Consider the following 13,751-nt stretch of genomic DNA (forward strand, 5'->3'; position numbering starts at 1 on the left):
GGTGACAAAAAAGCCCGGGCTAGTACAGACAGCCGGGCTTCTTCATTTTTAGAACAGCGAATCATGGCACCTTGACGGTTTCCAGTGACGGCGGCGGCACAGGCCCCACTGCTGCGTTGCGTATCTGCTCGGCAAGCGCACCGGAGAATTGCTGCGCGGCCGACCAGCGCAGGTGAACCGCATCGACAAATGAAGTCACCGGCGTACTCCAGTCCTTATCGGCGTTCCAGTAGGTACCGCCGGTTGCGCTCAGAGTATCCAGAATGCGCTTGTCAAAGTCGGCTAGAAAAGTGCCGTCCGGGTCGTATTTTTCCTTCCATTGCGGATTCAGGGGCGTGGAGACAACCATTAACTGACGGCCTTCCTGTGCCAGGCGCGCGCCCATGTCGTGTAGTGCGTGGAAACAGCTGGGGTCCAGTGGTTCCGGGCGGCCATACAGCAGCTCACGGGTATTAGTGGTATCCAAAGGACCATCACCGAAGCGATTGAAGACCAGCGGGTCCCATTCGATCTGTCCGGCGCGCTGAGCCTTTACCGTCAAGGCGTTACGCGCCAGCGACTTCGGCGAGAAATAACGCATGTAGTGCCCCCAGGGTGAAGCGTTTTCGTAGACGTAGGCGTTTACGTGCTCACGGTTGAAGACCGCTGTCGGCACCCGCCAACAGCCAGCGAAATCCTGCGGATCGGCAATCATCACCACACTGCGGATGCTCGGTTCGCGGTCAAGCAGCCAATGCCCTACATAGGTGGACTGGTTGGCGAAAAGCCCGCAGAAAGCGCCGTTCATAGGACGAACTTCTGGCAATGCCTGGATCAGCACGTTGCCGTCCACGTGACGCCAGGCCACGGAAGAACCAATTATCAGCAGATTCGGTGATGGGATCGGGTTGTCGCGCATGAAGCTGAGCTTCTCGTCTGCGCACGAGATATTGGAGAACGCGGGCGGTGGCAGATTGCTGGTTCGGTCCAAGGCCAGCAGTGTCAGACAGAACATCGCCAATGCGCCGAACAGACCGGCGAACAAGGAAAGCAGATACCGTGAACGCACCTGGCTCGGCACGGTGGCCGTGCTTGCTTCTCCGCTTCCGGCGGCGCCCCCGTCCTTTGGGAATTCAGCGGTATGGGCCATGGCTATTTTCCCTCGAGCTTGGTGCTGATGACCTGGGCGAAGTGGCCGACGTTGCGCAGCGATTCCAGCTCCGCCGTTCGGAACTTGATACCGAAGCGTTGCTCCGCGGCTACGGTGAGCATCACGTGGGTCTGGCTGTCCCAGCCTTCGATGTCGTTGGCCGTCATTTCTGGCGATAGCACGATGCTGTCGTCATCGAACACGTCGTGAAAGACCGGCGTAAGTTCCTGAATTACCTCTGCTTCGGTCATGCCTTTACCTCGATAAAGTGACGGGGGGAACGGGAGGAATCGAGCTCATAGCGCCAGAAAGTCGCCTCGCTGGCGGCATCAATGAGTGCCGGGTATTGAGCGAAACCCAATCGCGGAAAGTGTTCGGCGACCATGCCGTTGCGCTCGGTCGGGCGGTACTCGCCAATCAATGCTTTGTAGCCGGCAGCGATGGCTGCCTTGGCGAGCACGTCGAGTACGGCTTCTTCGACTTGTCGGCCCAGTACCCGACAGCTCATCAGCCAGCTATCGATCAACAGTTCATCGCTTCCAAGGGCCGCATCGGGACGTGCCAGCACCACGCTGATCAGGCCGTTGTCGCCGAACTTGTCGGCCAGCCGCAACGCCAGCGCGACCGAGCGTGGGTCGCTGGCGATCCGCTCGACTTCCGCCTCGCTGTAGCGGCGAGTGGTGAGGTTGAACTGGTTGGTCTTGTTGATCAGCTGAGTACTCCGGGTGAGTTCCGCCGCGCCGATCGGCGTCGCGGTCAGCACCATCTCAAGGCCGCGCAAATAACCTTCCATGTCCGATGCCTGGCTCATGGCCGCCTTGCGCTCGGCATTGAGTGCGTAATTGCGACCGCGGCTGGCGTCGTCGGCAGTGAAGGACACCGCCTCGAAGTAGCCGGCCGCCGCGACACGGGCTGGATAATCGGCCACATCGTCGGGCAGCTCCGGGACGGCGACTTCGGGTAGCTCGCGACGCACAATGTCGCGCTCGGCTGGGTTGTCATCGACGAAGACCAGGCTGTCCAGCCCTATATCCAACATCGAGGCGATATTGCGCAAGTTGCCGGCCTTATCTTCCCAGTTCGCAACGAAGGCGGCGATATCGCTGCGCTTGAGCGCCATTTCCGGATGGTTGAACGCCGCCTCGGCGATGCTCAGATCGTTCTTGCTGCAGACGGCAAGGATGACGCCGCGGCGTGCCAGCAGGGCCGCGTAGCGTTGGAAGGCGAGAAAGGCTTCACCGCTGGGCGAGCCCTGACCGAGATGAATGCCGCCAATGCCATCGTCACCGACCACGCCGCCCCACAGCGTGTTGTCCAGGTCCAATACCAAGCACTTGTGCGACAGGCCGACGCTCGCCGCGGCGATGCGTGCCAGCTGGTCGCCGTACAGCGGCGCCAGGTTCGGGCTGACCAGTTGCTTGGCCTGATGCCAGCGCACCGGCTCGGCGAGGCCATCGCCATAACCGCCGCGCGCTGCCTCCCAAGCGAGGTCCATAAGCAACACGCCGTCTTCACGTGCGGCGGTGCGGATGGCTGCGTTGAGGCGATCGATCAGCGCGTAGGGCGAGGCCGGGACCAGCGCTTCGAACGAACCGAAGATCGGTGGGTCGGCCGGCACGATAGTTTGCTGCACGATCTGTGCGGCATAGCGCTCCCGCGCACGCCGCCACAGCAGGCGCAGCTCGTTGACCCGTTCGGCGACTGCGGCATCGACTTCTTCCTGCGAGGCTTCGAGCGGCAGCTGCAATGGCGCATCTCTGGAATCGAGCGCCAGGACGATCAGCTGTGGGGCAAAGCTGACGAGCTCAGCGTCGTCCATCAGCAGCGCCTGGCGGTACATGCCATAAGGCGCGACGTGAACCGAGAGGGCCAGCCGCCGTTGCAATCCGGCCACGCGGATCGCCGGAACCAGATGATCTACCGTATGCGAGGAGAGCAGGGCGATGCGCAAAGGACGCAGGCCCGACACGGACGCCTCGCCGTTGGCAACCGCCCGCAGGCCTTCGCTTGCCAACCTGTCCAGGCGAGCCGTCAGGGTAAAGTCCCGCCGATAGCCTGCAAGTCGCGCAGCTGCTGCGAGCCGTGCGAGCGGCTCGGTCTCACGTTTGGCTTCGCCAATGGCGGCACCAAGATCGGGGTGTCGAGCAAGCCAGAGAAGCTGATCCATTAGCGTTAACTCCTTTGAGAGTCAGAACTGGGTGCTCAGAACTGAATGCTCAGAACTGAATGCTCAGAACTGGAAGTACAGGAACTCGGTAGGGGCCACGGAGAACGCCACCGCCAGGGCGAAGAAACCCAGCACGCCAATGGCCACGCCAATTACTGGCGACGGGCTCCACATGGCGATTGGAAACCAGCGCAGCAGCCAGTTCTCGCGCGGCTGGGCGTCCAGGGCGGTGCGAAAGCGCGCCATCCACTGCTGCACGTTGGGCATGATCCATACAAAGGCGAGCAGCACGGCGACGGTGAAGTAGTCGGACTTATCGAAGTCGGTGGTGAACTCGCTCAAGCCAGCCATGCCCGACAGCATCGCCATCGCCGCGGTCACGCTGTTGGCACGGAAGAACACCATTGCCACGACCACACAAAGGAAGGTCAACAGGACGGCGCCGGTGCGGTGCCAGAGCTTGTCGCTGTCGAGCGGCAGGCCGTGGCGTGCCTTGTAGGCACGGAAACCGTGGGCAACAACCAGGTAGAAGCCATGCAGCAGACCGAACATCACGAACTGCCAGCCGGCGCCGTGCCAGACGCCAGAGATGAACATGGTCAGCACGGTGGGGTAAGCGATCAGCACGACAAAGGTTCCAAGGCTCATCTTGCCTCGCCGTGGCAACGGCTTACCGGCGGCCATCCGCGAACGGGTGATACGGATGACGATGGGGTTGTAGATATAGGCGGTCAGGAAGCGCGTGAGGGTCATGTGCCAGCGCGACCAGTAGTCGATGACGTTGCGTGCCTTGAACGGGCTGTTGAAATTCACCGGCAAGCGCAGGCCGAATAGCAGGCCCAGGCCGATGGCCATGTCGCTGTAGCCGGAAAAGTCGAAGTAGATCTGCAGCGTATAGCTGAGCGCGCCGTACCAGGCGTCATATAACGAAGGCACCGTGCCATCCGCGGCAACCGCGAAAATCGGCGAGGCGTTTTCCCCCAATGGGTCGGCAAGGATCACCTTCTTGAACAGGCCGAGCAGGAACACGGTGATGCCCAGCGAAATGTTGTCCAGCCGTGGGCGAAAGGTGGTGCCGTCATTGAATTGCTTGAGCATCTCCCCGTGGTGGGTGATGGGGCCGGCAATCAGCTGCGGAAAGAAAGTAATGAATAGGGCGTAGTTGACGAAGTCGTGCTCGCTCACTTCGCCGTCGTGAGCATCGACCAGGTAGGCGATCTGCTGGAAGGTGTAGAACGAGATCGCCAGCGGCAGAATGATGTCGCCCACTGACCAGCCCAGGCCGAAGGCGTCGTCGAGCGTACTGAACAAAAAGCCTGTGTATTTGTAGTAACCGAGCAGCGCGACGTTGGCGGCGACGCCAAGCACCAGAACAATCCGCGACGGCTGCCGCATCAGGTAGCCGCCGATCAGGTAATTGGCCACCATGCTTCCGACGAGCAGCGGCACGTAGGCGGGGTTCCACCAACCGTAGAACACCAACGACGCCAGCGTCAGCCAGATGGCTGCGTAGCGCTGTCTGCCGCTACCTGCAAGAACAATGAAGCCTAGAAGAACCACCGGAAGGAACCCGGCGATGAATACCATGGAATTGAAGAGCATCGTCCTTTTCCCTATCCCTGAAAAACTCCATGCCGTCCTTTTAGATCAGGACGACAGCAGCACGGTGAGTCCATCCGCACCGATGGTTGCCATCGACGTGTCCGCTGGATGCTCACTATTCCCAATGCAGGCCACAGAAGCGGCTCTTCAGGCGGGGCTCATTCCGTGCGACTACCACGGCTTATGAGGTCCAGTCTGTTAACTGCGACTTGAGTTTGTAAGGAAAAGTTGCGTTAGTCATCTGTTCCGATATTCGAGCAGACGAGTGGATATGCCCGCTATATCAAGCGAAACGGCGATGCCAGAGCGCTTGCGGCTTGTTAGGCGCTCTCGTCGAAATAGGGTGACGGAAAGCGCTGAAGTAAAAACAAACTGGGAGGGCGGAACGGCAGCTACCCGCCGCGTTGAGGTTCGGGGGCTCGGGTTGGCACGCCGACAAGTCCGGGCCGAGGCGAAGCTGACGGCCTCTTGTTGAAAGTTGCGTTGACCGAGGCGGCGCATTTAGCGCCCGGTGTACCTCGGCTGGCCATTAAAACCTTCGTTTGAATTTTCACCCTTGACGGCCCAAGACATCGCTACCATAGTTTGTCCGGACAACATGACATCCATACAATTGACACACAACAAGAAGGAGCGCTGCATGGGCGTCAAGCAAGTGGGCGAAAATCGTTATCGCGGGCAAATCGGCCGTTATTTCGAGGATTTCCAGGTGGGCGACGTCTACGAGCACCGGCCCGGGCGGACCCTTACCGATGCCGACAACATCCATTTCTCGCTGCTGACCATGAATTACCACCCGATGCACTGCGACGCGGCGTATGCCGAGAAGAGCGAGTTCGGGAAGCTGTTGATCAATAGCGGGCTGACGGTAGCCATCGTGCTAGGCATGACGGTGGCGGATGTCAGCGGCAAGGCCATCGCCAACCTCGGCTGGACCGATATCAAGCTCACCGCGCCGGTGTTCGCTGGCGACACGATTTATGCCGAGTCCGAAGTACTAGACAAGCGTGAGTCCAAGTCGCGCCCCAACCAAGGCATCGTCAAAGTGCGCACGGTAGGCAAGAAGGCCGACGGCACCGTGTTCATGATTTTCGACCGCACGGCACTCATCCAGAAACGCGAGGGCAACACGCTCGACGAGGCGGCCAACTACTGACCCTCCGCAATCGGCCGACAGCCGTCCGCCGGCCACGCAAGCAAACGCTGTAGCTGTAAGAACCATCCTCAACAAAAACAATTTCGAGGAGACACCTTTAATGAAGCTCAAGCGCCTTATCGCGGCTGCGGTCGCATGTTCCTCCCTGTCCCTGCTGCCTCCGTACCTGTTCGCCGATGAACTGGTACTGCCCAGCGAAGTGGCGGCCAGCCACTGGAAGACCCGCTACATGAACGAGTTCGCCGAGGGGGTGGATAAGCGCACCGATGGTGAACTGGAAGTGAAAGTGTTTCCCGCGGCGCAGTTGTACAACGACCAGGACGCGCTGGCCGCGTTGGGTACCGGCGCGGTACACATGGTCTGGCCGGTGTCGGTGCGGATGGAGTCGATCGACCCGCGGGTCGGCATCATCAATTTGCCGTTCGCGTTGGACGCCGAGAGCATGGCCAACCGTTGTTACGCTGACGGCCTGACCGACTTGCTCTCGTCCTATGTCGAACCGCGGCAATTGAAAATTCTCGGTCTGCTGCGCACCGCCGACCTGTTCTTCATCTTCGGCGACCGTGAGGTCGACAGCATCGAGGACCTCGCCGGTACCAAGATTCGCGTGACCGGTGGCAAGGTGTTCCTCGACACCATTCGTAGCGTCGATGCAAGCCCGGTCTCGATGTCCGCGTCGGAGATGAGCACGGCGCTTGCGCAGGGCGCGATCGACGGCGTGTTCACCTCGGCGGCCGGCTGGGCTGAAATGATCGGCATGACCGGCAAACACGCCTATTACGTGCCCAATCTGTCGCTTAGCACCTATGCGGTGGCAGTCGATCGCGGCTGGTTCGAGGGGTTGCCCGAGGCGCAGCAGCAGGCGATCAACGAAACACTCGACGGCATCATCGCCAAACAGTGGAAAGAGGTCGCGATCGAGGATCAGAAGCTGATCGATGAGATGGTCGAGAAGGGCGCTCAGTTCCATACCGCCTCGGCGGACGACATAGCGCGCTGGAAGGAGCTGTCGGCCAGCAGCAGCCAGCGGTTCGCCGAAGAATACCCGCAGGTCCAGCCGGAGATCGACGCGCTCGCGAAGGGGTGCGGCAATGGGAATTGACTACGTGCCGATGAAAAAGGCCCCGGCATCCCTGCATCAACACGCGCTAGTGCGCCCACGCCGCAACTGGCGGAGGCTGGGCGGCAGGCTGCTGCACAACGTTGCCACCTGTCTGTTCGTCGCCTCGATCGGGGTGATGTTGTTCGAAGGTCTGTCGCGGGCAATCTTCGATCGCAGCTGGTTCTGGGCCGAGGAAAGCGTGCGCTACCTGATGGTCTGGGCTTTCTTTCTAACCCTTGGAGTCGCCGGCAGCGCCGGTCACCACATCCGTACCGAGCTGTTGGTCGATCACCTGGGCCCGCGATTGCGCAAGACGTGCCATGTGCTGGCCAGCCTGGTTGGGGTCCTGTTCTGCGGCCTGCTGTTCTACGCCTCGCTGCCGCAGGTTCATCGCTACTACACGATGGGGATGATGACCGAGTCGAACCTCGATCTGCCGGTGTGGCTGCTGTTCCTGATCATGCCGCTGGGGGCGTTGCTGTATCTGGCCTACTACCTGCGCTGCGTGATGCGTGCCTGGCGCGGCGAGGACCCCTTCACCAATCCCGACAAGCCCGAGGGCTCGCTTCTCTAGGAGAGTGTCATGCTGATAGTGATTGCTCTGGTGACGATGCTGCTGTTCCTGGCCATCGGCACCCATGTGGCGGTGGCGCTCGGGCTGGTGACCACGGGGCTGATTCTCGTCGCCGCTGGCGTCCCCACCACCGTGATTGCGCAGACTGCGTTCAAGTCGATCAACAGCTACCCGCTGATGGCGATTCCGATGTTCGTGCTCGCCGGCAACCTGATGATGAAGGGCAACATCGCCGAGTTGCTGATTCAGTTGGTCGGCAGCGTGGTGCGTGCGATACGCGGCGGCCTGGCGCTGACGGCGATGATTTCCAGCGTGTTCTTCGCCGCGGTGTCCGGCTCTAGCGTCGGTTCGGCGGCCGCCATTGGCGCCTCGACCGTCGCCGGGCTGGACCGGGAAAACTACCCGCCGCGCTTTTCCGCCGCCATCGTCGCGGTGGGCGGCACGCTCGGATTGATGATCCCGCCGTCGCTCGGCTTCATCCTTATCGGTTCGATCGTCGGTCTGCCGGTCGACCAGCTGTTCATCGCCGGCGTGCTCCCGGGGCTGATGGAGGCGGCGTTGCTGATGATCGCAGTGATGGTGTTCTCCCGTCGCGGCGGTTACGGCGGTGTGGTGCAGAAGGCCGACTGGGGCGCGTTCTCGCGCAAACTGCCGGGTGCCGGGGCGGCGCTGCTGATGCCTGTGCTGATCCTCGGCAGCATCTATACCGGCTACCTGACGCCAACAGAAGTGTCCGCCTTTGCCGCTGCCTATGCAGTGATTCTCTGCCTGCTGGTGTATCGCAGCGTCACCATCGGCGGCGTCTGGGGCGTGGCCAAGGACTCATTGCTGCAGACCACTATGATCTTCGCCGTAGTGATGGGTGGCAGCCTGGTCGGCTTCGCCCTGGCGCGCATGGGAGTTTCCGCCAACCTGGTGTCCTTCATCACCGAGATGGACATCCAGCCCTGGCAGTTCCTGCTGCTGGCCAACCTGTTGCTGCTGGTGCTGGGGATGTTCCTCGACGGTGTGGCGATGATCGTGCTCACCGCGCCGCTGCTGTTCCCGGTGGCTACTCACCTGGGCATCAACCCCATGCACTTCGCCGTAATCATGGTCGCCAACGTGGAGATCGCCACGCTGACCCCGCCTATCGGGCTCAACCTGTTCGTCATGAGCGGCATCACCAAGCAGCCGGTGCATGAGGTCGCTCGCGGCGTGATGCCTTTCTATCTGGTCCGGTTGATCGGCTTGACGCTGATCACCTTCGTTCCTGCCATCTCACTCGCCCTGATCAGCTGAGGTATTTGATGAACATCGCAATCGATACGTCCAACGCAACGCAACTCATCGCCGGGGCGCTGGCTGAATTTGCCGCCAACCTGCGTTACGAGGACATCCCGACCGACATTCGCGAACGCGCCAAGCACTTGATGCTCGACGGCGTCGGCATCGCCCATGCCTCGACCCACTACGATTTCGCCCACCGCTCGCTGGCCGCCGTCACCGAGTTGGGGCAGGGCGACAGCCACGTCATCGGGCTGTCGGCGAAGCTGAGCTTGCGCGACGCCGTACTGATGAACGGCATCCTGGTCCATGGTCTGGATTTCGACGACACCCACGGCCCCGGCATCATCCACGCCACCGCCAGCTGTCTGCCGACCGCGCTGGGGGTCGCCGCGCACCTCGGCCTGAGCGGCCGCGAGCTGCTGACCGCTTATGTGCTGGGTATGGAGGTCGGCACCCGGCTGGGCTCGGTGGCCAAGGGCGGCTTCCATCAGGTTGGTTTCCACCCGACCGGGCTGGTCGGCGCCTTCGCCTGCACCCTCATCGCTGGCCGACTGCAGGGCCAGAACGCCGCGCAGTTGGCGATGGCGCAGGGCATTGCGCTGAGCACCGCCAGCGGCAGCATGGAGTTTCTCCAGGACGGCGCCTGGACCAAACGCATGCACCCGGGCTGGGCCGGCGTTGCCGGAATCACTTCGGCAACCCTGGCGCGGCATGGCTTCATCGGGCCGAAGGCGGTGTACGAAGGGCGTTTCGGCCTGTTCAAGAGCCATCTCGGGCCGCTCGAAGAAGTCTGCGATTACACCCTCGCCACCGAAGGGCTGGGCCAGCGCTGGGAAATCGAGAACGTCTCGGTCAAGCCTCTGCCGGCCTGCCACTTCACACATGCTTGCGCCGACGCAGCCATGCTGATCCGCCAGCAGCCCGGCTTCGATCCGCAGCAGATCGCCCACATCAAGGCGCTGGTCCCGGCCGGGGTGATCAAGACGGTGTGCGAGCCGGAGCAGTTCAAGCGTCAGCCGCAGAACACCTACGACGCGCAGTTCAGCATCCCTTATGCGGTGGCTAGCGGCTTGGTACGCGGCCGCTTCGGGCTGGCCGAGATCGATCCTACGGCCATCGGGGACAAGGAAGTGCTGCGGGTCGCCGAACTCGTGGAATACGCCGCCGATCCGGATTCGACCTTTCCGCGCCATTACACCGGCGAAGTGATCGTCACGATGCGCGACGGCACCGTGCTGCGCCATCGTGAAGCGTTCAACCGCGGTGGCTGCGACCGCCCGCTGAGCAATGAGGACATCGTCGCCAAGTTCCGCGAAAACCTTGCACTGGTCGCATCCGATCAGCGCGCCAACACCGTCCTGCAGAGCGTCCTGCAGCTCGACAACGCTTCATCCAGGGACGTCTCCCACGCCCTGGCGGCCCGTGCCTGAATCTAAAGGAGAGCGAACAGATGAGCGATTATAACGAACAAGAAGGCATGATTCTGGCTGCTCTGGATCGTTTCCTGGAAACCGACGTCCAGCCACACGTGCATCGGCTCGAGCACGACGATATTTACCCTGAAGAGATCGTCGAAAAGATGAAGGAACTGGGCCTGTTCGGCTGCATTATCGCGCCCGAACATGGCGGCCTGGGGTTGAGTACCTCCACCTATGCCAAGGTCGTCGAGCGTATCTCGCGGACCTGGATGTCACTGTCGGGCATCATCAACTCCCACCTGATCATGGCCTCGGCGATTCAGCGCCACGGCACCGATGCGCAGAAGGATCGCTTTCTGCCGCGCATGGCAGCCGGCGAGCTGCGCGGCGGCGTCGGGCTGACCGAGCCGGATGCCGGCACCGATCTGCAAGCCATCCGCACCGTTGCCCGTCGCGACGGCGATCGCTATGTGGTCAACGGCGCCAAGACCTGGATCACCAACAGCCTGTACGGCAACTGCCTGGCGCTGCTGGTCAAGACCGATCCCACTGCCGAGCCTCGGCACAAGGGCATGAGCCTGCTGATCGCCGAGAAGGGCCCAGGCTTCACCGTCGCACGCAAGCTGGAGAAGCTTGGCTACCGCGGCATCGATACCTGCGAACTGGTGTTCGAGGACTACCGCGTGCCGGTCGACTGCCTGATCGGTGGCGTCGAGGGCGTCGGGCTCAAGCAGGTGTTGTCGGGCCTCGAGCTCGGCCGTATCAACGTCGCCGCCCGTGGCGTCGGCGTGGCCCGCGCTGCACTGGACGAGTCTTCCAACTACGCGCAGATCCGCAAGACCTTCGGCAAGCCGATCTGCGAGCACCAGGCGATCCAGCTGATGCTGGGCGAAATGGCCACCCGTGTGGAGGCCTCGCGTCTGCTGGTCGAGTCGGCCGCGCAGGCGTTCGATAAGGGCGAGCGCTGCGACATGGAGGCCGGTATGGCCAAGTATTTCGCCACCGAGGCCGCGCTGCGCAATGCTACCGACGCTCTGCGCATTCATGGCGGCTATGGCTATTCCAAGGAATACAACGTCGAGCGGCTCTACCGCGACGCGCCGCTGCTGACCATCGGCGAAGGTACCAACGAAATGCAGCGCATCATCATCGCCAAGCAGTTGATCCAGAGGAATCCGGTATGACGTTACCTCTTGAAGGCGTGCGCATCATCGCCGTCGAACAGTATGGGGCCGGCCCGTTCGGCACCCAGCATCTGGCTGACCTCGGCGCCGAGGTGATCAAGGTAGAAAACCCGGCGGAGGGTGGGGAAGTCGGCCGCAGTGTCGGTCCGTATTTCTTCGAGAAAGGCGATAGCCACTTCTATCAGTCGTTCAACCGCAACAAGAAGAGCATCACGCTGGACTTGAAAAACCCGCACGACAAGGGCGTGCTGATCGACCTGATCAAAGATGCCGACGCGCTGTTCGACAATCTGCGCGGCGATCTCCCGGCCAAGCTGGGGCTGACTTACGAGCAGTTGAAGGAGCACAATCCCAAGCTTGTCTGCGCGCACCTGTCGGCCTATGGGCGTGAGGGTTCGCGCAAGGCGTGGCCGGGCTACGACTACCTGATGCAGGCCGAGGCCGGTTACCTGTCGCTCACCGGCGAGCCCGACGGTCCGCCGGCGCGCTTCGGTATTTCGATCATCGACATGATGACCGGCACCACGGCGGCGCTGGCGCTGGTCTCGGCGCTGGTCGGTGCGCGCGCCAGCGGAATAGGGCGGGATGTCGACGTAAGCCTTTATGATGTGGCGATGCATAACCTCAGCTATCTGGCGACCTGGTACCTCAACGAGGGCGTGATGACCGAGCGGGCGCCCCGTTCGGCACACCCCTCACTGACGCCGAGCCAGCTTTACCGTACGGCCGATGGCTGGATATTCCTGATGTGCAACAAGGAAAAGTTTTGGGCCGTGCTGGCGAACCTGATCGGCAAGCCGGAGTGGGCGACCGATCCGCGCTATTGCGATTTCAAGGCACGTCTGGCAAATCGCGAGCAACTGACCGAAGAACTCGATGCCGTACTGATGACGGCCAGCACCGAGCAATGGCTGCAACGTTTCGGTGGCCAGGTGCCGGCGGCGCCGGTCAATGACGTTGCTCAGGCGCTGGATAATTCCTTTGCCAAGGAGCAGGGGCTGATCGTCGAGATGCAGCATCCGGTACGCGGCCCGGTCAAGACCGTGGCCTGCCCGATTCGCTGTCCCGGCGAGACGCTACCTACAAAACCCGCGCCCCGGCTCGGTGCCGACACCGAAGCGCTGCTTGCGGAGTTGGATCGTGCGAAGGGGCGCTTCGAACCTCTTATAGGAGCCAAATGATATGAACCAGGGTCTGCCTTCCCTGCTGTCCGGCGGACAACCGCGCTACCTCGTTCTCGCCCAGGCGCTGATCGACGATATCAAGGCGGGGCGCTACCCGGTGGATAGCCTGTTACCGACCGAACATGAGCTGTGCCAGCAGTTCAGCGTCAGTCGGCATACGGTGCGGGAGGCGATCCGTCGCTTGAGTGAGCTTGGCCTGATCAGCCGTCAGCAGGGTGTCGGCACGCGGGTCAAGGCCACTCAGGTGGCCTCCCGTTACGTGCAGGCCAGCGAAGGGATCGCCGACCTTCATCAGTATGTTCGGGATGTGCGTCTGGAAATCGAGTCGATCGAAGACGTGACGCTCGACGACGCGCTCGCCGAGCTGCTGGAAGCCAAACCCGGGCAAAGCTGGCTGCATGTCAGCGGCCTGCGTCACCGCGAAGGCGATACCGAGCCGCTGGCCCGCTCGGACGTGTATATCAACCGCGCTTACCGCAGCATTGCCGAGGATCTGGGCGACGGCACGCAGCCCATCTATGCGTTGATCGAGCGACGTTACGGGGTGCATGTGGTCGAGGTCAGCCAGCATCTTAGTGCGGTCAACATCGGCGAAGCCGACGCTCGATTGCTGAAGGTCGAGCCGGGAGCGGCCGGGCTGCTGGTGGTACGCAAGTATTTCGGTGCCAACCAGGACCTGCTCGAAGTCGCGATCAGCCTGCATCCGGGTTCACGTTTTAGCTATTCGATCACTCAGCATCTGCGTTTTCAGGGAGAGGCCTGATGGGCGGAGGCTTTCTCCCGTTGGTGGTGACGCTGGCAATCCAGGCCCTTGCCTCGATGGCCTCGTTCACCGTGCCGGTGCTGGCACCGGCCGCTGCTCGCGATCTGGCCGGGCCGGTCGCGCTGGTCGGTGTCTATGTCGCGCTGATCTACCTCAGTGCGATGGTGACCAGTCTGCTCAGTGGGGGCTGGGTGGTCCGTTAC

Annotated in this window: 13 protein-coding genes and 1 pseudogene; 10 read left to right on the forward strand and 4 right to left on the reverse strand. The window is 62.0% G+C overall.

Annotation, left to right across the window (positions count from 1 at the left end; translation table 11 throughout):
* Positions 1–61: 61 nt before the first annotated feature.
* The 4 genes from NAV33_RS21070 to NAV33_RS21085 form a co-directional block, all read right to left on the reverse strand.
* Positions 62–1,129 (reverse strand): hypothetical protein, encoded by a 1,068-nt coding sequence (locus NAV33_RS21070; RefSeq protein WP_255983715.1) that lies wholly within the window; start codon positions 1,127–1,129, stop codon positions 62–64.
* A 2-nt stretch (positions 1,130–1,131) separates the two neighbouring features.
* The gene (locus NAV33_RS21075; RefSeq protein ID WP_255983717.1) at positions 1,132–1,380 is read right to left on the reverse strand and encodes an acyl carrier protein; all 249 of its coding nucleotides are present in this window, start codon (positions 1,378–1,380) and stop codon (positions 1,132–1,134) included.
* Positions 1,377–3,296, reverse strand: coding sequence for an HAD-IIIC family phosphatase (locus tag NAV33_RS21080; protein WP_255983718.1), 1,920 nt, complete (start codon positions 3,294–3,296; stop codon positions 1,377–1,379). The genes NAV33_RS21075 and NAV33_RS21080 overlap by 4 nt, the downstream gene beginning before the upstream one ends.
* Positions 3,297–3,359: 63 nt before the next feature.
* Positions 3,360–4,898, reverse strand: coding sequence for an MBOAT family O-acyltransferase (locus NAV33_RS21085; protein WP_255983719.1), 1,539 nt, complete (start codon positions 4,896–4,898; stop codon positions 3,360–3,362).
* Between NAV33_RS21085 and NAV33_RS21090 the strand changes: the two genes are divergently transcribed.
* From NAV33_RS21090 to NAV33_RS21135, 10 genes and pseudogenes are all read left to right on the forward strand, one after another.
* Positions 4,873–5,085 carry a hypothetical protein gene (locus tag NAV33_RS21090; RefSeq protein ID WP_255983720.1) on the forward strand — a complete coding sequence of 71 codons (213 nt, stop codon included), beginning with the start codon at positions 4,873–4,875 and terminating at the stop codon, positions 5,083–5,085. The two genes, NAV33_RS21085 and NAV33_RS21090, sit on opposite strands and share 26 nt — an antisense overlap.
* Positions 5,086–5,538: 453 nt before the next feature.
* The gene (locus NAV33_RS21095) at positions 5,539–6,054 is read left to right on the forward strand and encodes a MaoC family dehydratase (protein ID WP_255983721.1); all 516 of its coding nucleotides are present in this window, start codon (positions 5,539–5,541) and stop codon (positions 6,052–6,054) included.
* A 100-nt stretch (positions 6,055–6,154) separates the two neighbouring features.
* Positions 6,155–7,156 carry a TRAP transporter substrate-binding protein DctP gene (gene dctP / locus NAV33_RS21100; RefSeq protein ID WP_255983722.1) on the forward strand — a complete coding sequence of 334 codons (1,002 nt, stop codon included), beginning with the start codon at positions 6,155–6,157 and terminating at the stop codon, positions 7,154–7,156.
* The gene (locus NAV33_RS21105; protein WP_255983723.1) at positions 7,146–7,730 is read left to right on the forward strand and encodes a TRAP transporter small permease; all 585 of its coding nucleotides are present in this window, start codon (positions 7,146–7,148) and stop codon (positions 7,728–7,730) included. The genes dctP and NAV33_RS21105 overlap by 11 nt, the downstream gene beginning before the upstream one ends.
* 9 nt (positions 7,731–7,739) lie before the next feature.
* A complete protein-coding gene (locus NAV33_RS21110) occupies positions 7,740–9,011 on the forward strand; it encodes a TRAP transporter large permease (RefSeq protein ID WP_255983724.1) in 1,272 nt (423 codons plus the stop codon).
* A gap of 8 nt (positions 9,012–9,019) precedes the next feature.
* Positions 9,020–10,429 (forward strand): MmgE/PrpD family protein, encoded by a 1,410-nt coding sequence (locus tag NAV33_RS21115; RefSeq protein WP_255983725.1) that lies wholly within the window; start codon positions 9,020–9,022, stop codon positions 10,427–10,429.
* Between the two features lie 20 nt (positions 10,430–10,449).
* Entirely contained in the window at positions 10,450–11,601 is a 1,152-nt protein-coding gene (locus NAV33_RS21120) for an acyl-CoA dehydrogenase family protein (RefSeq protein WP_255983726.1), read from the forward strand.
* Positions 11,598–12,782, forward strand: a complete 1,185-nt coding sequence (locus NAV33_RS21125; protein ID WP_255983727.1) for a CaiB/BaiF CoA transferase family protein — start codon at positions 11,598–11,600, stop codon at positions 12,780–12,782. Before NAV33_RS21120 ends, NAV33_RS21125 begins: the two co-directional genes overlap by 4 nt.
* Position 12,783: 1 nt before the next feature.
* Positions 12,784–13,548, forward strand: coding sequence for a GntR family transcriptional regulator (locus NAV33_RS21130; RefSeq protein ID WP_255983728.1), 765 nt, complete (start codon positions 12,784–12,786; stop codon positions 13,546–13,548).
* A pseudogene (locus tag NAV33_RS21135) lies at positions 13,548–13,751 on the forward strand (hypothetical protein); the annotation flags it as partial. The gene NAV33_RS21130 and the pseudogene NAV33_RS21135, both read left to right, overlap by 1 nt.

Source organism: Stutzerimonas stutzeri (assembly GCF_024448715.1).
In the GTDB taxonomy this organism is placed as follows: Bacteria; Pseudomonadota; Gammaproteobacteria; order Pseudomonadales; family Pseudomonadaceae; genus Stutzerimonas; species Stutzerimonas stutzeri_AR.